The following is a 16,864-nucleotide window of genomic DNA, read 5'->3' on the forward strand; positions in this document are numbered from 1 at the left end:
ACTCATCAGTTCTGGTGTCTTGATAACGTTGATGTAAATGACACGCGGCACAAATGCGCCAAATCCTTTGAGAATAATGGGCACTGCCATTTGACTCTCGGCAAACGTCGAGAGGGTTTGTTCGAGAACCGATACGTTATCCAGACGCCATTCAAAGGGCGGTTGCAGGGTTATGTGCGGCGGAGACTTCAGAGCATGTCGGCTATTGTAGTTTTTTGCGAAGTACTCTTTAATCTCTGTAGCGTAGTCTTGAATGTCCTGCGGCGGCAGGAACGCGATGAAAAAGCGACGTTTTGAGTTATCCAAAGCAAGAAAATCGCCGAATCACTAGACTTTCTTAAGTTGTACTATTATTCCAAAATCTAAAATGCCCTGGTTTGTAAAGATTGAAGAAGGCATCGTTGATAAAGCCACCTTTGACCAATATGTACCAGCACATAAAGCCTACGTGGAAGATTTGATTGCCAAGGGACACAAGGCGAAGACAGGCTACTGGGCAGAGAGAGGAGGCGGAATGCTCTTATTTGAAGCCGATTCGATGGATGAGGCAAAAGCGATTGTTGCCCAAGACCCGCTGATCCAAAACCATTGCGTCAAGTATGTCCTGCACGAATGGCGTCTCATTGTTGAGTGAGTGCCTCGCATATCCATGAGTCACACAGGACAAAATGATGTTATGATAATTATGACCTGGAACTATGCGGTTTCAACGCCCAGACCTTGTCAGAACCGGAAGGTAGCAGCAATACGGGATGCTTGAGGCAGGCGTAGTCTCCGGGTCACTTAGCTTCAAGGAGCAGCATTGTAAGCCTCCAACAGAGCTATTCCTAGTACTTATTAAACTTTTTTGTCAATCCGTCGATGTCTTCCTCAAGTTAGGTGGGCACTTCCCAATTTTCGCACCTATCCTAGAGAAATAGGGTACTGGCGTAATATTTGGAGAATTAATTAGAGTGAATCGCTTCGGAGATATTGTACAAAAAGCATTCTATCTAGGCGTTGGAGCCGTTGCCGCTGCGGGTGAAGAAGCTGGCTCAAGATTCTCAAAGCTTCGCGGTCAGGCTCAAAAACTAGCCGATGAACTAGTGGCTAAGGGAGAAATGACGACGGAAGAGGCTCGTAAGCTGGTTGACGAGTTGGTGCGGCAGGCGCAACAACAGCAACAAGTTCAATCGTCCAATCCGGTTAATAATGATCAGGTTAATACCCCCGCCTCTGAACCGCGCCTTATAGAAATTATCTCTGGGGATGAAGCGCAAGCCCCTACTGAAGAGGACAATGTTGACACCCTGCGACAGCAAGTGCAAGCCATGCAAGACGAACTACGCCGTCTGAAGCGCGAATCCTAAAAATAAATATAGATGCTCAGCTCTTAGACTAGCATGGGAGATGAAAGAGTAATGCGCTCAACAGCCTTACAGGCTGAGAAAGCAGCAGCCTCAGCTACTAGCAAACCCCTGTGGCCTGTACGAAAGCATCGAAAACTCTGATGGCGCAAGCTATGCCCTATCCTTCGGGAAACGGGTTTATCGCACCTCGCCATTCATTCAGGCTAGGATGGCTGTTCAGTGAACATGGGGTGCTGAATTATTGTCAAATAAAAGATAATCCTTGAGTGAATTTCCAACATGGAAGAGTGGCCCAAAGATATATTTGAGATTCTAGAATCAGTGACTGTGATGGTCGATGAATTTTTCCAAGGGGTCACTGAGATGGTTGAAGTCGTTGCCAATGAAGTGCAAGAGAGCATCGGCATCGATATTGAGCAATATTGGCAGGATATGTTTGAACCGATCAGCGAGATTTTTGCTGAGCTAGAAGAGATGGTCGGTGAAACGGAGCAGACTTATTATAGTTATCCTGTAGAACCAACAGTAGAGAAGAATCCTGCCTGCATCGGTTGTCATCATTACCACGGACAAGTGTATGGTGGTAATTTATTCATTTGCGCTATGCATCCCTACGGTTGGGAGGCAGAGAATTGCCCTGATTGGGAATCTTTTAAGTAATTAAGAACTCGCAATGAATCAATCTCTAACCCAAGAACAACTCTCTTCCGAAGTACAGACGCCAGAGATGAAATACGGTGAACGCGAGATTGCGGAGGGAAAACTGATTACGTTCCCGAATCCGCGTGTCGGGCGTCGCTATGATATCAACGTTACCTTGCCGGAGTTTACCTGCAAGTGCCCATTCTCTGGCTATCCCGACTTCGCAACCATTCACATCAGCTACGTTCCTGATGAACGCGTGGTGGAACTCAAGGCGCTGAAACTTTATATTAATAGTTACCGCGATCGCTATATTTCTCACGAAGAGAGCGTCAATCAAATTCTGGATGATTTTGTCGAGGCTTGTGAGCCTTTAGAAGCTACGGTTAAAGGGGATTTCTCGCCACGCGGGAACGTTCACACGGTTATAGAGGTGCGACACAAAAAACAGTGAGCAGTGAGCAGAATCCCCCTTTCTAATTCGTAGAGGGTTGTCCTCCAAGACCCAAAAATTGCAAAACAGTTTGCCACGCCTGCTGGTTAGCCCGTGCATGGGTTGCCATATCAACTTGAGCGAAGGTGCTGACGGGTAGGTATGGAATACCTATCCCATGTCCTGCCCCCTCTAAGCGGAGGTGAGTGCTTTGATAGGGGTGGTGATGCTGTTTGAGCCGTTCCAGTACCCGATCGCACATCTCGGTTGCAGGCCATATACTGTCGTTTGTGCCGGAAATCAGCAGGATTGACCCGGCAATCTTTTCCACTGGGATACTTGCTTTTTCCACAGTCGCCTCATCGTTCAAGGCCGCTTCACGCAATTGGCGGAGTTTGGACATGTCAATTGCCTGATTAATCCCTTGCTCAATCCTAAAAGGTACAAATGGCAACGGCTGTCCTTGGTAACTCCAAGAAGAGCGCGGCTTGTCAGGACGCAAGCGAAAGCTTTCCCACACGACGGCACTAGGTGCGATCGCAACTACGCGCTTAATCTCCGGATAGGTTGCCCCTAGCAGCAACGTGAGTTCACCCCCCCTAGAAACACCTATTGCTGCCAAATTGTCAAGCGTCACCCGATGGTCTACCTTCAAGCGATTGATGGCTTGGCGAAAATACTCTAGCGGAATCTCCATCAGTTCATTCGGCAGACCAAATTGACCGCGCCTGTCAAAATAAGCAACAGCGATCGCTGCGCAACCGTGAGAGGCCAGAAGCGCCGCGACTTGGCTCGACCATCCGAACCCTCCATTGGAGCCACTAATCACCAGTGCAGCAGGATTTAGCTCTTGACCGGGTGGTATGAACAACTTGGCGACCAAACCATCATCACAAATGTCGATGCATTCAACTCCATCCGCGAGAAACAATCGCTCTACGGTAGTCGAAGCCACAATTTGACTTTGAACCTCGGCTTGCAGCGTTACAGATAGTGGCTTCAGCGACTGCGTCGTATCATACAAAAATGGTGGCATAGCCTTGGAAGACTCTTCAATTACCGCTTGTGCAGACCAGAAAAGCCCCATCGGCTCGACTTCGGCATAGCGACCTGCTGTTGGTCTACTCTTAGAAAGCTCGACAACCCCTTCCTGATCAGAAATAAATTCAGCATGGCTAACCCACTGTTGCCCAAGGTCGTCTTGGAACTGTAACCTCACCAACACTGAACTATCTGGAGTCAGCTCTCGAAGCTTGATGCTGAATGGTTCGTCAATCAAAGCCCTTGGCTGACTAATCTCGAAGTATGACATCGGGAGTTACCTCCAACTCAGAAGTTGTGATCGAATCGATGAGTTGAGCCGCTAACCTTATGCGTCGTTATACAAGTTGCATTCAAACGTATATCTCTCTGTTTCTCTTACCTCAGTGCCCTCAGTGCCTGGAGGGGTTTGTTAAATTCTCAGTTAGATTGCAACTCAGTATTAGTTCCTATCTTCGTTCAAGCCATTAGTATTATTCTCTGGAGTTGCAGATGGCGATGTGGCTGAAGTTGGAGTTGGGGCAGGCGATCGCACGTCATGTCCACTTTTTTGCGATCGCCCAGAGGGCAGCGCCAAAGGCGATCGCACAGTCTTGGGTTTGCTAGCTGGCGCAGAGGTGGGGGAAGCTTGAGTCCGTGAAGGAGCAAAGGGAACCACGGGTGTTGTGGGAGTGAAGGAAGATGATTTCCTTAAGGTCGGTACACTCAAGGATACAGCAACACCCAAAGCGAAAAAGGCTAAAGCTAGGGACGTTATAGCAATAATTAGAGGTAGTTTCGACGGCTTCTCATCGTTCCGACTCATCGCCAACCCTCCCCACTATTCATTAATAAATTAATTTTGACTCACCAGAGAGTCTGTGGCTAAGGTTGGAACCTCTGGTGAGGGTGCCTGACCATTCAATTGATCTAACATCTCAATCACTTCCCGCTCAAATGCGACTTGCGCCCGGTTGGTTCTACCGCCTACGTAGAAATGGTCACCTTTTTGCAACGCCCAAATTTGAGAGTGGGAAACATAACTCATCATGACCCCCAGCATCAGCAAGCCAAAGCCCGTATAAACCAATGGAATACCTGGGTCAGATTTAATCTGTAAGCCTGTGCTACCGATAACATCATTAACTTTCAGGGTAACGCCATTCACCTGTGTTGCCATTCCCGGTCGAACCGTAGACACCAACTTCCCAGAGGCATCGTAAACCAGTAGCGTTCCCTGCAAGTCTCTTGCAAGTACCGAGGCACCTTCGCTCATATCTGGTTTCGTGGGAATCCAAGTACCCCAGAGGCGTCCCTTACCCTGAGTATCTAGCTGCGCCATTGGGATTTGGAAAAGTGGGCTATTGTTTAACCGCACTTTAACCGCAGCAATTCCCCAGTCGGTTTGGTACATCGTCACTCCCCGATAACGCAGGGGTTTGTTGACATAAATGGTTTGCTTGTCCACCTCCTTTCCTGCCTGATCCAGAACGGATAGATCGGAATAAAACTGGTCAATGCCCCCTTCTGGGGTGTAGTCAATCCAGAAGCGATTGACCCGAACTGACCAATCACTCAGGGTTTTTGGCGTAGCTAAGGGGCCAGCATCGAGAATATTTTTGATTTGAAACGTGTTACCACTGGCAACCATTTCCTGAGCCATGAAACCCGTGAGCGCCCCCCAAATCGAACCTGCCAGGATAATCAGCATACTGGCATGAACAACGATAGGCCCGATGCGTCCGATGATCCCCTTGCGGGCGTAGAGAGTCTCGCCTTCTCGAAACACTTTGTAGCGTCGCTTTTCCAGCAATGAGGTCAGGGAATCCAGACTTCCAGTTTCGAGTTCAGCACTGAGGGCGAGTTTTTGAAACTGGCGCGGTTCTTTGTAGAAGTTCCAGCGACGAGCAGCTTTCAGGGCGGGGAACTGGTGAGTAAAAGTACAGGCGGTGAGGCTACTGCCGAATAAAATCAGGATTGACAAAAACCACCAAGTACGATATACGTGGTCTAAGCCCAGGGTTAAAAGGACTTTCCAAGAGAGGAAACCGAATAAGGCTGGGTCTTCTGGGTAATTGGCTTGGTAAAAGGCGAGGGACTGACCCTGTTCAATGACAGTACCACTGATACTAAAAAGTGCGATCGCAAGCAGCAGAACAATCGCCAGCCGCAAGTCACCGAGTACTGACAACAGCTGACGCCAGAGATTAGGGAATGATGGATTTTTTAAAGTCATTTTTTATAAGAATCCGCCCGGAATTCGAGACAGTAAAGAAAAGACGCCAAACCCTAGCAGTAAGGCACCACTAACAGGTGTAATCCAACCCGACCACTGGCGCAACTCCAATAATTTTTTAATGGAGGCGGTAAAGGTACCAGCCAAAATCAACGGCGCGACGTAACCCGCTGTATAAGATAAGAGAAAAATACCACCTAAAACCAAGTCTTGTGTTTCTGCAATCCAAGCCAGTAAGGTAGCTAAGACAGGAGTACTGCAAGGAGAGGCGACTAAGCCAAAGGTTAAGCCGATTAAATACGAGCGCAAGCCTTCAGGCCAGTCTTTAGAAATCCACTCCATCCCGCCCAAGGAGGGAAGTTGCAAGGGCAAGATTTCGAGTAAGTTCAGCCCCATGATAATCGCAATCAGGCTGACAATAATCGGCAATCCTACTCCGACTTGACCGTAGACTCGCCCTAAAGAGGCTGCTAGAATTCCCAATGCGGCTAACGTGGTTGCTAATCCCAGGGCAAACCATGTGGACTGAGTTGCAGCTTGGAGACGCCCTTTTGCTTCGTAGCCACCGATGTAGCCGATGGTGATGGGTAGCATGGAGAGCATACAGGGGGTGAGGCTGGTAAGCAACCCGGCTGTAAAGATAATGCCGATGCTGAATCCGGTGAGGTGCAAGAGTTGGGAGGAGACGAGATTATCGGCAAATTGTGCGAGTTCGTAAAGTCGAGTCGAGAGTGTTTCTAACATGCTGGCACTGGCTGGTGAAATAGCCCGTTCTGCTTGAATTTTAACGTACACAGGGGTTAGGGGCAGGCGATAGGAACTTTGAGCATCGTCTGCTCCTTCTTTTGTTATTTCCGGGCAAGAATCATGATTTTTGTAGGGGCCTTAGCGGAGCGTCAGCCTTCTTACTGTCAGCTTGAAACAAAGTCTAGATTGCCTTGAGTGTGAGCCAGCTCAATTTTATCTAATCGTCCGTTCTAATCCCGCCACAACACAATTCCACCTAACAAGCCATTAATATTTGGGACAATTTTCACATTGGGGGATAGGTTGATGGTGATTTTCTTCGCTTCCCCGCCACCGATGTAGAGGTAATCATAATTGAACAGATGATCCAGACATGCGATCGCCTTTTCTAAGCGATTGTTCCATTTTTTCTGTCCCACTTGATCTAGTGCCGCACGTCCCAACTGCTCTTCGTAGGTTTCCCCTTTGCGAAACGGATGGTGCCCCATTTCCAAATTGGGCACTAGTTTTCCATCAACAAACAGGGCAGAACCAAACCCTGTACCCAGGGTAATTACCAGTTCCACCCCTTTCCCCGAAATCGCGGCCATTCCTTGCACATCGGCATCATTCGCTACCCGCACTGGCTTTCCCAAACGCTCAGAAAGGACGGTGCTAAGATCGAACCCCATCCAATCGGGGTCTAAGTTCACCGCTGTTCTCGTGATACCGCAACTGACGACACCAGGAAATCCCACGGACACGCGATCAAACTCACCTTGTCCTGCCGCTAACTGAGCGATCGCATCAATCACAACATTCGGCTTAGGGGGTTGGGGCGTTTCCACACGGCTGCGTTCCGTCAGGGGATTACCCGCTTCATCTAAGACCATCACCTTGACACCACTGCCGCCAATGTCCACAACGAGAGTGCGGCTCGATCCGTCTGCTTGAGTCATGAGTATTTTTACCAAAATTAATGGATTTAAAGCTGCTCACTGAAGCTCCGCGTCCTTCTAGGACAGTTTTTCTTGGTTTATAGCAATATGTAGCCATAAACATGGTAGGATATGCTCATGATTGTACTTGAGTTTAAGTTAAAAGGTAAGCCGCAGCAGTATCGGGTCATTGACAACATGATCCGCACCGCTCAGTTTATCCGAAACAAGGCGCTCAAGTACTGGATGGAAAATCAAGGCGTTAAGCTGTCTGACCTCTACAAACAATGTGCTGTAATAGCCAAAGAGTTTGAATGGGCAGGAAAACTTAACTCAATGGCGCGTCAAGCTTCGGCAGAACGTGCCCTGATTGCTATCCAACGTTTCTTTGCTAATTGCAAAGCTAAAAAACCAGGAAAGAAAGGATTCCCACAGTTCAAGAAGTTTTCTCGAACTGTCGAGTACAAAACTTCAGGCTGGAAGCTTTCTTCTGATAAAAGACATCTAGCTTTTACAGATGGCTTTGCTGCTGGCTCTTTTAAATTAGTGGGCTCTCGCGATTTACACTTCTATGCGCCGGATGAGATTAAGCGGGTACGGGTAATTCGTAGAGCCGATGGCTACTACGCTCAGTTCTGCATCAATGTAGAACGAGTAGAGGAAGCCCTTCCTACGGGTAAAGCTATTGGTATAGATCTTGGTTTAAACCACTTCTTGACCGATAGCACTGGAACCACCGTTCCCAATCCTCGCCATCTCCGAAAAAGTGAGAAAGGATTGCGCATAGCGCAACGGCGAGTTTCTAGCAAGAAAAAGGGGTCAGCCAACCACAGGAAAGCCATTAATCGGCTGGCAAGAAAACACCTCAAGGTCAGTAGGCAGCGTAAAGACTTTGCCATTAAGACGGCATTGTGCGTAGTGAAATCTAGCGATTTTATTGCCTATGAAGACCTTCAGGTGAGGAACATGGTGAAGAACCCGCATCTTGCCAAAAGCATCAGTGATGCCGCTTGGTCGCAGTTTTCTCAATGGTTGCAGTATCTAGGGAAAGTGTATGGAAAAATAGTGGTTGCTGTTGCTCCTCAATACACTTCCCAGAACTGTTCAGCTTGCGGCAATACAGTCAAAAAGTCGCTGTCAGTGAGGACTCATGCTTGCCGTTGTGGCACGGTGCTAGACCGCGACCACAACGCAGCACTGAACATCCTAGCCAAAGCTTTAAGGCAGGCAGGAATTGATTTAAATACGGCGGGGCACGCCGGAATCAACGGTGCGATTCGTTCACTCGAAACCTGTAACAGGGGGGATGAGTGGCAACAGTAGAGTAACCTCTTTGGGTAGAGTTCGCACTTTTATCCTCTACTGATGACAACTTACTATCCATGTAGGTGAGGAACAACCTAGTCAAGCGTAAGCTAAGACAACTAGGGGAATAAGGGAAAAGCGAAGGGTCATGCCGACATCATAACCTAATCCAGAAAACACCAAATCCTACCATCCTGGTGCGGGATTGAAAGCACACAAACTACCAATTCTTGGTAGCCCCTACAGATGAGACTGACTATCAATTCTGCAAAGCGGGGGTGAAAGCAGAAATAGGTGACAATAGCCGAAAACACCTACTGCGAGCAAGAGTACCTATGGGTAGAACAAGCAAAGGGCTGAATGAACCATCGTAATCCGGCAGCAGGAATCAAGCAAAAAGGGGAAACCCAATCCTGCGTCAAATTGACAAGGGTAAGGTCTATCAAGCTCGTGGACTGAGATAGCGCACTACCTAAACCCCCGGTGGAGAAGCCCGCCCTAAAGGCTCAATCAATGGATAGTAGGAACGAAGTAACCATCACGCAAGCTCCTCAACATTATGAGGTAGGCTGTCAGGCTACAAGCATCGAGATGGTGGGATGGTTCAAAAAGCAAAAGCCCAACCCGAAACGACGGGTAATGCCTGAAAAGGGATGGCGTAACTGCCGGGATAAGCAGACGTGAACCGCAATGTGTGAAAGCTAGAGTCAGAAGTAGTGATGAACAAGCCTAAATCAGATTCACAAAAGAATACTGAGGGATGGAAGGCTATCAATTGGCGCAAAGCCGAAAGGTACGTCTTTAAGTTACAAAAGCGAATCTACGCTGCTTCACGTCACGGCGATGTCAAGCAAGTCCGTAAACTCCAAAAGACGCTGATGAGGTCTTGGTCTAACAAGGTTTTATCGGTTCGACGGGTAACACAAGATAACACTGGCAAGAAAACAGCAGGAGTGGATGGCGTCAAAGCACTATCCCCAGCAGCGCGTTTTAAGCTAGCAGGTCAACTCAGAATAACCGGAAAATCCCGTCCTACTCGCAGGGTGTGGATTCCAAAACCTGGAAAGGATGAGAAGCGACCATTGGGAATACCCACAATGTACGACCGAGCCTTGCAGGCAGTAATCAAAGCTGCCGTTGAGCCGGAATGGGAGGCAAATTTCGAGCCAAACAGTTACGGTTTTAGACCTGGAAGGTCATGCCACGATGCGATAAAGCAGATTAAAAACTGCATAACACAGAAGGCTAAATTTGTACTAGATGCAGATATAGCCAAATGCTTTGACAGTATCGACCACTTAGCCCTACTCCAAAAACTAAAAATAAACGGAAAAGTCAGGCAACAAATAAAGGCTTGGCTAAAATCAGGAGTCATAGACCAAGGGGCATTTACTGCTACATCAGAAGGGACACCTCAGGGTGGAGTCATCTCTCCGCTGCTGGCAAATATAGCCCTACACGGCTTAGAGGAACGCATGAAACAATTTGCGGTAACTCTAGATTTAAGACATCCAAAAGGTAGTCAGAAGGGTAAAAGGGATAAAATCTCTTCCCTTACATTGGTCAGATATGCCGATGATTTTGTAGTACTACATGAGGAGAAAGCCGTAATACAAAGATGCCGAGAGATAATCTCGGAGTGGTTAATAGGCATAGGCTTGGAGTTAAAACCTGAAAAGACGAGGCTAACTCATACACTCCATCCAGAGTTAAGTGAGGATGGTAAAGCTGGATTTGATTTCCTTGGATTTCACATTCAGCAATACCCCGCTGGTAAACACAGAAGTGACAAAAACGGACACGGTGGGATATTAGGTTTTGACACACTTATCACCCCATCAAAGAAGGCGAGTAAGGTTCACCAAGAGGAAATCGGAAGACTCATCAGAAAACACAGGTCATCGCCTCAAGTGGCACTAATAAAAGACCTCAACCCTGTCATAAGGGGATGGACTTCTTACTACCAAAATTCCGATTCAAAAACAGTCGGAGAATTATCAAGACAAGATTACCTCACATACCTGAAACTTCGTAGATGGGCAAAACGCCGCTGCAAAAACATCAATCTGGGTCATCAGAAATACTGGACGACCATAGGCGGTAATGACTGGGTATTCGCAACCAGAGAAGGGAAAGCGAACCCCCTTCGGTTACTCTCACACAATGAGTTTAGTTGCAGTAGCACTGATTATGTGAAAGTCAAAGGCGATAAAAGCCCATTCGACGGCGACACAGTTTACTGGAGTTTAAGGCTAGGAACACACCCTGAAATGCCCAGTCGAAAGGCTAAGTTGCTCAAGCAGCAAAAGGGTAAATGTCTGGCGTGCGGACTACGCTTCCAAGAATGGGATGTAATGGAAGTAGACCACAAAATCCCCAGAGCGCTACGCGGCAAGGATGAGTGGCAAAATCTACAACTACTACATCGGCACTGCCACGATGAAAAGACCGCTCAAGACCTCATAGAAATTCGGAAAATAGAACACTCAAAGTTCTTCAAGAAATTAGCTCAACAATGGAGCAAATTTGAATGGGAGTGGATTAACGATATTCCGGTCATCAAGGGTCGAGCGGTTAAGGAGTCCTGTAGTGACAAAAGGAAGCACATTGAGTAGCCGTGTGCGGTGAAAATCGCAAGCACGGTTTCGGATGGGAGGGGAGAAGTAGTAATATTTCTCCTCGACCCTACCCTTGGGGACAGACCGATCTCTACTCATTGGTGGTGACATCAATAAGCAAATTGACTGGTTGAGCCAAGAATCTTCGCGCCTAAGAGGCAGAGGAGTGTCACTGCTGCTGCATGATTTTTGGCTTAGCGCGTTCTGCACGCGCTTCGGCACTATCCATTACATCAGCCATTTTCTCGATCATTTCTCCCGCATAATTTTCTAACACCCTAGTTGACAAAGAAATACGGCCTTTCCCCTCATCGAGGTCAATAATCATTGCTTTAATGATCTGACCGATTTGGAATACGGCTGGAAGAGATTCAATAAAGGTTTGGCTGACTTGCTTAATGTGCAGCAAACCCGTAATGCCTTCAAAATCAACAAAAACACCGAAAGGCTTAATCGAAATAATTTTTCCTTCCACCAATTGCCCTAACTCCAACTGACTAAAACCAGCAGAACGAGTGGCTTGGCGCTGGGAAACGACTAATTTGTTGCGTTCGCGATCGGCTTCTAATATTGTAGCGGTGAGGGTTTGACCAATCAATGAATCTAAGTCCTCTCGCACACTCAAATGCGATCGCGGAATAAACCCCCGCAACCCCCGCATATCGACCGTGACGCCACCTTTATTCACCCCGGTAACGCGCACCTGGAACGATTTCCCCTCTTCCTGTACCTCTGCCAACTCATCCCAAAGCCGCTTAACTTCGAGCTGACGCCGCGAAAGCGTCACCTGACCATCGGCGTCTTGTTCTCCAACAATGAGAAAATCGAGTTCTTCGTGTAACGGGAGCACTTCCGACCAATCCCCTGAGGATTTCACAGAAACCTCATTGATGGGAACATAGGCCAGAGACTTGCCGCCGATGTCAACATACGCACCATCCGTTTCGTAGTTGTACACCTTGCCACGCACGACCTGTCCCTTTTTAAACCCGTAGTCGTGTTGTTCCAAGGCTTTGGCAAAATCGTCCATTGAGAAAGACGCCTTGCTACCTTTAGAACGTGCTGGTTCTGATTTCATGTCAATTAATCGCTTAAAAAAAGTAGTGAATTACGGTCAAGAGTGAGTGGTTAAGGGGTGCAGCTTCAAGTGGATGCCAAGGCCAGTTCTTGCCTAAAAAGCTGCTTTACTTGGACCCAAGCATCAGCTGCTGCTGCCTCATTGTAGCTAGCGCGTTGGTCGCAGAAGAATCCGTGATCTGCCCCTTTGTAACGAAAGATACGGTGTACCACTTGGTTTTTGTCCAGTGCTTCCTCAATCTGATCAACCTGTTCAACTGGGATGCTGGCGTCTTCCATCCCAAAGAAGAGATAGATTGTGCCCCCTTTGATTTGTTTGGTTCGAGTCAGGGTAGGCGCACCTCCCCCCGGAGTCATCGTGGTAATCCCCGCGCCATAGAAGGATGCTGTGGCCTGGATGTCTGGCAAGGTAGCAGCCAGATAGGCAACATGACCCCCAAAACAAAAGCCGATACAGCCAATCGCGTTGGCTTTTGAGGGCGTGTGGCTGATTAGGTAATTGATGGTTGCCTGAATATCACTCAGGAGTTCTTCTGCTGTGGTCTGATCCTTATATTTTTTGCCAATTGTAATGTCTTGCGCAGTGTAACCCGTTTCAAATCTGGGAGCTTGGCGTTGATAGAGTGCGGGTGCGATCGCAACATAGCCTTCTTGAGCTATCCGTCGAGTGACATCTCGGATATGATCGTTCACTCCAAAAATTTCTTGCAGCACCACAACGCCTGGGAAATTCCCCGTGTCGGCTGGCATTGCTAGGTAAGCTTCAATTTCTAGAGAGTCGTTCGCAATCTTGACGGAATTTGTCTTTATTTCTCTATTTGCCATGATTAAGTTTGACGGGTGGAAAGGCGCTCTGTAGAGGCCAGAGCTGCTCATCTCGAAAGATTATCGGCTTTATAACCGATACAAAAACTGTAGTATTTAATTTTAACTCTAAGTTACCCAAATGCCTATAAAATTTTCAATATTATTTTATTTCGTATTAATTAATTCTTCAGAATTATCATACAACTATTTATTTAGTAGTTGTACTTTGCAATTCAAGATAGGAGCTGAGCTTAAAAACTTTTAATTCTTTAAACACATAAATAAATAGGCTGAAAATGAGAACTGAAAAAATAAATAATAAATATTTGCAAGCAGGTCAGAAGTAAAAATAGAAGGGAAGCTTGTTTAATTAAAATAATTTAGTAACTTTGTCACCTTTCTAGAGAAACCTCTCTGGCTGATTAATCGCACAGGGGAGGGAAGGCAGCATCAAGCCCTAAAAGTCTACTATTAATATAGTCAGACGCTTATTTTTAACTTCTGTCTATGAGACCAACGCAGCGAGAAACTGTTAATTGCACAGATTTCCCTAGGAATCCAGGGCTGAGTAAGGATAGATTATAGACCTGGACAAAATACAAAATTTTAGTGTTAATGGTGCCGATGGCAAAACTCCCCTCGGTTGACCAAAGGCTTTGGAGACATTGTGATGGTTCAATATCATATTCAGCCAGATAGCGAAATTCCTGCCTCAAAGCAGCTATTTGATCAAATTCAGTTTGCGATCGCCTCTCGGCAATATCCCCCTGGTCACCGCTTGCCCAGTACCAGGCAACTCGCCATGATTACCGGTCTGCACCGCAATACCATTAGCAAGGTGTATCGGCAGTTAGAAGAAACAGGACTAGTAGAATCTCAAGCCGGGTCAGGAATTTACGTCAAGGCACAGGGACATGAAGGGGGTGCCCAACGGCAATCTCCCATCCTCAGGCAGTATCCTGAAGCCTCCAAAATTGTGCAACAGAGCCTTGATGAGCTGTTATCACAGGGTTGCTCCCTGAGTGAAGCGAGAGAACTGTTTCTCACAGAAATCGACTGGCGGTTGCGCTGTAGTGCGCGAGTACTAGTTACCGTTGAGTCACGGGACATGGGTGCTGGGGAGTTGATGGTACAGGAATTGGAAAAATCGCTGGGAATCCCCGTGCAGTTGGTGCCAATGGAGGAACTCGCCCAAGCGCTAGATCTAACCAACTCGGGTACAGTCGTGACCAGTCGGTATTTTATCCGACAAGCTGAAGCGATCGCAGCTCCCAAATCAGTTCGTGTGATTCCTGTGGATATCTACGACTATGGCAAAGAGATCAAGCTCATTCAAAGTCTTCCCAAAGACAACTGCTTGGGCGTAGTGAGTATCAGTGACGGTATCTTAAGGGTCGTAGAAGTAATCATCCATAGTCTGCGTGGGGAAGATTTACTCCTCATGACGGCTCAGTTTAACGAAACCTACAAACTGAATGCCTTAGTTCGCAGTGCCCAAACCATTATTAGCGACCAGGCCAGTTATCAAACCGTCAAAGCCGCCATCTTAGCTGCCAGAGAAGACATTATTCGTCCCCCAGAACTCATTTGCAGTGACAATTATATTGGCAGCAAATCGATTAACTTGCTCAAACGCGAATTAGGATTAGGTTAATTGCTGCTAGCTAAAAGTGTTTGTAAGCTGTTCAGCATTTAAATTACTTATTCGGATTCGGTGTCAAGATTCAGACGTAAGGGTTTAAAGTTTTACTCATACCCAGTTTAGATGCCTAACAGCTTAGTCACTTTTTGTGATTACAACATGCTTCATGCTACTACGAAATTCACTGTGGAATGAGAAGACAAAATGACAATTAACATGCGTCCAACGACCGGATTAAAGGATAGCATTGAGCAACGTCGTGCGGTGCGCTCATTCCGCAGCGATCCCATTCCAGAAGCCGCTTTACAGGAAATTTTGCGGCTGGGTGTCCGGGCCCCATCTGGTTATAATCTCCAGCCTTGGCGCTTTGTAGTGGTACGGGAGCCAGAAAATAAGGAGAAACTCAAAGCTTGTGCCTTCAATCAGCGACAAGTCGGTGAAGCGCCTGTAGTCTTAATTTGTTGTGGTGACAGGCGTGTCGCTGAACCTGACTATATAGAATCCGTGATCAAGTTGGGTTTCGACAATGGGGCGGTGAATGAAGCGTATGCAGATGTCATGCGCCAGAAAATCCCAGCTTTGTTTGAAAATCATCCCTGCTTTGAAAATGTGGAAGCTTGGACGAACCGCCATACGATGTTGGCTGTCGCTCACTTAATGATCGTGGCTAAGAGCTATGGTGTAGATAGCTGTCCAATGGAAGGGTTTGTCTCGGCTCAGGTGAAAGAAGCGTTCCAAATTCCAGAGGAGGTGGATGTGTGCTGCCTCTTAGCGCTAGGCTATGTGGCTGAACCATTTAAACCCTATGGTGGACGCTTTGGTATTGATCAGGTTTTCTTCGGTGAAAGTTATGGGCAGCCCTTCACACTGTAAAGTAGCTATGTTGGCTGTTACTTAGCTAATGCCTGCAAAGGATATCTACCACAATGCAGTTGTTCAATCGCTGAAGGCAGATGGGTGGACAATTACCCATGATCCCTTGTACATAGCCTACGGCAGTAGAGACCTTTTCGTCGATCTCGGTGCAGAGCGTGAAGCAATTGCGGCACAGAAGGAGGGTCAGAAAATTGCTGTTGAAATTAAGAGTTTTCTGAGTCCTTCTCCCGTTCATGACCTGCAAGACGCTGTAGGTCAGTATGATATTTATCGCAGCGTACTTTTGGAAGTAGAGCCAGAGCGCTTGCTTTCTGTAGCGGAAGCGTTACTTGAAGCAGGTATCCCGCGTGAAGCGATCGTCCTTGGCTTTCATCCAGTCGAACTTCGCCAGTACACCGACTTTGCCATATCCTGAAGAATGACAGACTCCTCCATAATTATTCAGGAAATTCTGAAATGTGCCTGGGAGAATACCTGGCAAATATTTCAGCCTGATAACTCTTGGAAGGATGACAAAGCTAAATGCAGCGACATCCAGAAAAGACTTTCGTACTTTAACCCAACTCACTCTGACAGTCCAGAGCATATTGATAAAGTCATCAAGGCATTAAGTAGGGGAGTGTCTCTTACACAAGCTGCTATTGACTGGCAGAACGCTGCAATAGGCAAGAAGTCAACACGAAAAATAGATAAGCTACGCGGTATCCAATGGCGGCTTGTAATTGCTTATGGTGGATTTGAAATTACGGCAAAGGCATTAATGAACCATTTCAAAAGGAACACTCCTTCAGAAGTAATTGAGAACTATATAAAGAAGTGTAATTTTCCAATTTACAAGCCACTGGGTTCACCAAGTATTTCACCAAATAAAAAACCAAATCTTGAGAAATGGCTTAGTAAGGAAGAGAGTGCGATCGCTGACTTCCTCGGAGTTACGGCTGGTGATGCCAAAATAATTGAACGTTGGATTGTCAAGTCTGATTCTATTGGTTCCTGGGAGGAAGCAGTAAAACTTGCAAAAGCTTTGAGAAATGCTACTGCACATGGATTTCTTCAACCAACCAAGGTTAACCAGTGGGGACTTAAACCTGGTTTAAGTACACTAGCTGACAACCTTGCTGAAATTATGGCGGCTGGGCTGAAGAAACTGACATAGATAGGATTTTCGTAGTTTCGCTCTAATAGGTATATCTTC

At 47.0% G+C, this 16,864-nt stretch carries 19 protein-coding genes and 1 other RNA gene; 12 read left to right on the forward strand and 8 right to left on the reverse strand.

Features of this window, described 5'->3' with window-relative positions; translation table 11 throughout:
• Positions 1 to 306 (reverse strand): 2'-5' RNA ligase family protein (locus tag V6C93_RS10790; RefSeq protein WP_333476660.1); only part of this gene is annotated, 306 nt, incomplete at its 3' end.
• A 61-nt stretch (positions 307 to 367) separates the two neighbouring features.
• Between V6C93_RS10790 and V6C93_RS10795 the strand changes: the two genes are divergently transcribed.
• The 5 genes from V6C93_RS10795 to queF all read left to right on the forward strand — a co-directional run bounded on the left by V6C93_RS10795 (position 368) and on the right by queF (position 2,445).
• On the forward strand, positions 368 to 634 hold the full coding sequence (locus V6C93_RS10795) for a YciI family protein (protein WP_333476661.1): 267 nt from the start codon (positions 368 to 370) through the stop codon (positions 632 to 634).
• 53 nt (positions 635 to 687) lie between these two features.
• An RNA gene (gene ffs / locus V6C93_RS10800) (signal recognition particle sRNA small type) lies at positions 688 to 784 on the forward strand.
• 169 nt (positions 785 to 953) lie between these two features.
• The gene (locus tag V6C93_RS10805; RefSeq protein WP_333476662.1) at positions 954 to 1,349 is read left to right on the forward strand and encodes a hypothetical protein; all 396 of its coding nucleotides are present in this window, start codon (positions 954 to 956) and stop codon (positions 1,347 to 1,349) included.
• Positions 1,350 to 1,628: 279 nt separating this feature from the next.
• Complete coding sequence (locus V6C93_RS10810; RefSeq protein ID WP_333476663.1) at positions 1,629 to 2,009, forward strand: hypothetical protein; 381 nt, start codon at positions 1,629 to 1,631, stop codon at positions 2,007 to 2,009.
• A 13-nt stretch (positions 2,010 to 2,022) separates the two neighbouring features.
• Entirely contained in the window at positions 2,023 to 2,445 is a 423-nt protein-coding gene (gene queF / locus V6C93_RS10815) for a preQ(1) synthase (RefSeq protein ID WP_333476664.1), read from the forward strand.
• 22 nt (positions 2,446 to 2,467) lie between these two features.
• Here the strand turns inward: queF and V6C93_RS10820 are convergent, their stop codons facing one another.
• From V6C93_RS10820 to V6C93_RS10840, 5 genes are all read right to left on the reverse strand, one after another.
• Positions 2,468 to 3,736, reverse strand: a complete 1,269-nt coding sequence (locus tag V6C93_RS10820) for an acyl-CoA thioesterase/bile acid-CoA:amino acid N-acyltransferase family protein (RefSeq protein WP_333476665.1) — start codon at positions 3,734 to 3,736, stop codon at positions 2,468 to 2,470.
• A gap of 171 nt (positions 3,737 to 3,907) precedes the next feature.
• The gene (locus V6C93_RS10825; RefSeq protein ID WP_333476666.1) at positions 3,908 to 4,270 is read right to left on the reverse strand and encodes a hypothetical protein; all 363 of its coding nucleotides are present in this window, start codon (positions 4,268 to 4,270) and stop codon (positions 3,908 to 3,910) included.
• Positions 4,271 to 4,300: 30 nt separating this feature from the next.
• Positions 4,301 to 5,680 carry a cytochrome c biogenesis protein gene (locus tag V6C93_RS10830; protein ID WP_333476667.1) on the reverse strand — a complete coding sequence of 460 codons (1,380 nt, stop codon included), beginning with the start codon at positions 5,678 to 5,680 and terminating at the stop codon, positions 4,301 to 4,303.
• A 3-nt stretch (positions 5,681 to 5,683) separates the two neighbouring features.
• Complete coding sequence (locus V6C93_RS10835) at positions 5,684 to 6,424, reverse strand: cytochrome c biogenesis protein CcdA (protein ID WP_349262681.1); 741 nt, start codon at positions 6,422 to 6,424, stop codon at positions 5,684 to 5,686.
• Positions 6,425 to 6,657: 233 nt separating this feature from the next.
• A complete protein-coding gene (locus V6C93_RS10840) occupies positions 6,658 to 7,365 on the reverse strand; it encodes an ROK family protein (RefSeq protein ID WP_333476669.1) in 708 nt (235 codons plus the stop codon).
• A gap of 117 nt (positions 7,366 to 7,482) precedes the next feature.
• On the opposite strand from V6C93_RS10840, the gene V6C93_RS10845 reads away from it, so the two are divergent.
• The 3 genes from V6C93_RS10845 (at position 7,483) to ltrA (ending at position 11,264) form a co-directional block, all read left to right on the forward strand.
• Positions 7,483 to 8,667 carry a transposase gene (locus tag V6C93_RS10845; protein ID WP_333476670.1) on the forward strand — a complete coding sequence of 395 codons (1,185 nt, stop codon included), beginning with the start codon at positions 7,483 to 7,485 and terminating at the stop codon, positions 8,665 to 8,667.
• A 495-nt stretch (positions 8,668 to 9,162) separates the two neighbouring features.
• Positions 9,163 to 9,333 (forward strand): hypothetical protein, encoded by a 171-nt coding sequence (locus V6C93_RS10850; protein WP_333476671.1) that lies wholly within the window; start codon positions 9,163 to 9,165, stop codon positions 9,331 to 9,333.
• 35 nt (positions 9,334 to 9,368) lie between these two features.
• On the forward strand, positions 9,369 to 11,264 hold the full coding sequence (gene ltrA / locus V6C93_RS10855; protein WP_333476672.1) for a group II intron reverse transcriptase/maturase: 1,896 nt from the start codon (positions 9,369 to 9,371) through the stop codon (positions 11,262 to 11,264).
• Positions 11,265 to 11,436: 172 nt separating this feature from the next.
• Here ltrA and V6C93_RS10860 read toward each other — a convergent pair whose 3' ends face one another.
• Together V6C93_RS10860 and V6C93_RS10865 are read right to left on the reverse strand one after the other, a co-directional pair.
• Positions 11,437 to 12,345, reverse strand: a complete 909-nt coding sequence (locus V6C93_RS10860) for a S1 RNA-binding domain-containing protein (protein ID WP_333476673.1) — start codon at positions 12,343 to 12,345, stop codon at positions 11,437 to 11,439.
• A 65-nt stretch (positions 12,346 to 12,410) separates the two neighbouring features.
• A complete protein-coding gene (locus V6C93_RS10865) occupies positions 12,411 to 13,169 on the reverse strand; it encodes a dienelactone hydrolase family protein (RefSeq protein ID WP_333476674.1) in 759 nt (252 codons plus the stop codon).
• A 652-nt stretch (positions 13,170 to 13,821) separates the two neighbouring features.
• Between V6C93_RS10865 and V6C93_RS10870 the strand changes: the two genes are divergently transcribed.
• The 4 genes from V6C93_RS10870 to V6C93_RS10885 all read left to right on the forward strand — a co-directional run bounded on the left by V6C93_RS10870 (position 13,822) and on the right by V6C93_RS10885 (position 16,825).
• Positions 13,822 to 14,805, forward strand: a complete 984-nt coding sequence (locus V6C93_RS10870; protein ID WP_333476675.1) for a GntR family transcriptional regulator — start codon at positions 13,822 to 13,824, stop codon at positions 14,803 to 14,805.
• A gap of 192 nt (positions 14,806 to 14,997) precedes the next feature.
• Positions 14,998 to 15,666 carry a nitroreductase family protein gene (locus tag V6C93_RS10875; protein WP_333476676.1) on the forward strand — a complete coding sequence of 223 codons (669 nt, stop codon included), beginning with the start codon at positions 14,998 to 15,000 and terminating at the stop codon, positions 15,664 to 15,666.
• Positions 15,667 to 15,694: 28 nt separating this feature from the next.
• A complete protein-coding gene (locus V6C93_RS10880) occupies positions 15,695 to 16,084 on the forward strand; it encodes an element excision factor XisH family protein (protein WP_333476677.1) in 390 nt (129 codons plus the stop codon).
• 3 nt (positions 16,085 to 16,087) lie between these two features.
• Entirely contained in the window at positions 16,088 to 16,825 is a 738-nt protein-coding gene (locus tag V6C93_RS10885; protein WP_333476678.1) for a hypothetical protein, read from the forward strand.
• Positions 16,826 to 16,864: the final 39 nt, after the last annotated feature.

The sequence above is a fragment of the Allocoleopsis sp. genome, from assembly GCF_036703385.1.
Taxonomy (GTDB): Bacteria; Cyanobacteriota; Cyanobacteriia; order Cyanobacteriales; family Coleofasciculaceae; genus Allocoleopsis.

Bases quoted from the DNA above. Each gene is read 5' to 3' on its own strand.
- V6C93_RS10795 (WP_333476661.1), top strand. From the start codon at position 368: ATGCCCTGGTTTGTAAAGATTGAAGAAGGCATCGTTGATAAAGCCACC.
- V6C93_RS10810 (WP_333476663.1), top strand. From the start codon at position 1,629: ATGGAAGAGTGGCCCAAAGATATATTTGAGATTCTAGAATCAGTGACT.
- queF (WP_333476664.1), top strand. From the start codon at position 2,023: ATGAATCAATCTCTAACCCAAGAACAACTCTCTTCCGAAGTACAGACG.
- V6C93_RS10820 (WP_333476665.1), bottom strand. From the start codon at position 3,736: ATGTCATACTTCGAGATTAGTCAGCCAAGGGCTTTGATTGACGAACCA.
- V6C93_RS10825 (WP_333476666.1), bottom strand. From the start codon at position 4,270: ATGAGTCGGAACGATGAGAAGCCGTCGAAACTACCTCTAATTATTGCT.
- V6C93_RS10830 (WP_333476667.1), bottom strand. From the start codon at position 5,680: ATGACTTTAAAAAATCCATCATTCCCTAATCTCTGGCGTCAGCTGTTG.
- V6C93_RS10835 (WP_349262681.1), bottom strand. From the start codon at position 6,424: ATGTTAGAAACACTCTCGACTCGACTTTACGAACTCGCACAATTTGCC.
- V6C93_RS10840 (WP_333476669.1), bottom strand. From the start codon at position 7,365: ATGACTCAAGCAGACGGATCGAGCCGCACTCTCGTTGTGGACATTGGC.
- V6C93_RS10845 (WP_333476670.1), top strand. From the start codon at position 7,483: ATGATTGTACTTGAGTTTAAGTTAAAAGGTAAGCCGCAGCAGTATCGG.
- V6C93_RS10850 (WP_333476671.1), top strand. From the start codon at position 9,163: ATGGATAGTAGGAACGAAGTAACCATCACGCAAGCTCCTCAACATTAT.
- ltrA (WP_333476672.1), top strand. From the start codon at position 9,369: ATGAACAAGCCTAAATCAGATTCACAAAAGAATACTGAGGGATGGAAG.
- V6C93_RS10860 (WP_333476673.1), bottom strand. From the start codon at position 12,345: ATGAAATCAGAACCAGCACGTTCTAAAGGTAGCAAGGCGTCTTTCTCA.
- V6C93_RS10865 (WP_333476674.1), bottom strand. From the start codon at position 13,169: ATGGCAAATAGAGAAATAAAGACAAATTCCGTCAAGATTGCGAACGAC.
- V6C93_RS10870 (WP_333476675.1), top strand. From the start codon at position 13,822: ATGGTTCAATATCATATTCAGCCAGATAGCGAAATTCCTGCCTCAAAG.
- V6C93_RS10875 (WP_333476676.1), top strand. From the start codon at position 14,998: ATGACAATTAACATGCGTCCAACGACCGGATTAAAGGATAGCATTGAG.
- V6C93_RS10880 (WP_333476677.1), top strand. From the start codon at position 15,695: ATGCCTGCAAAGGATATCTACCACAATGCAGTTGTTCAATCGCTGAAG.
- V6C93_RS10885 (WP_333476678.1), top strand. From the start codon at position 16,088: ATGACAGACTCCTCCATAATTATTCAGGAAATTCTGAAATGTGCCTGG.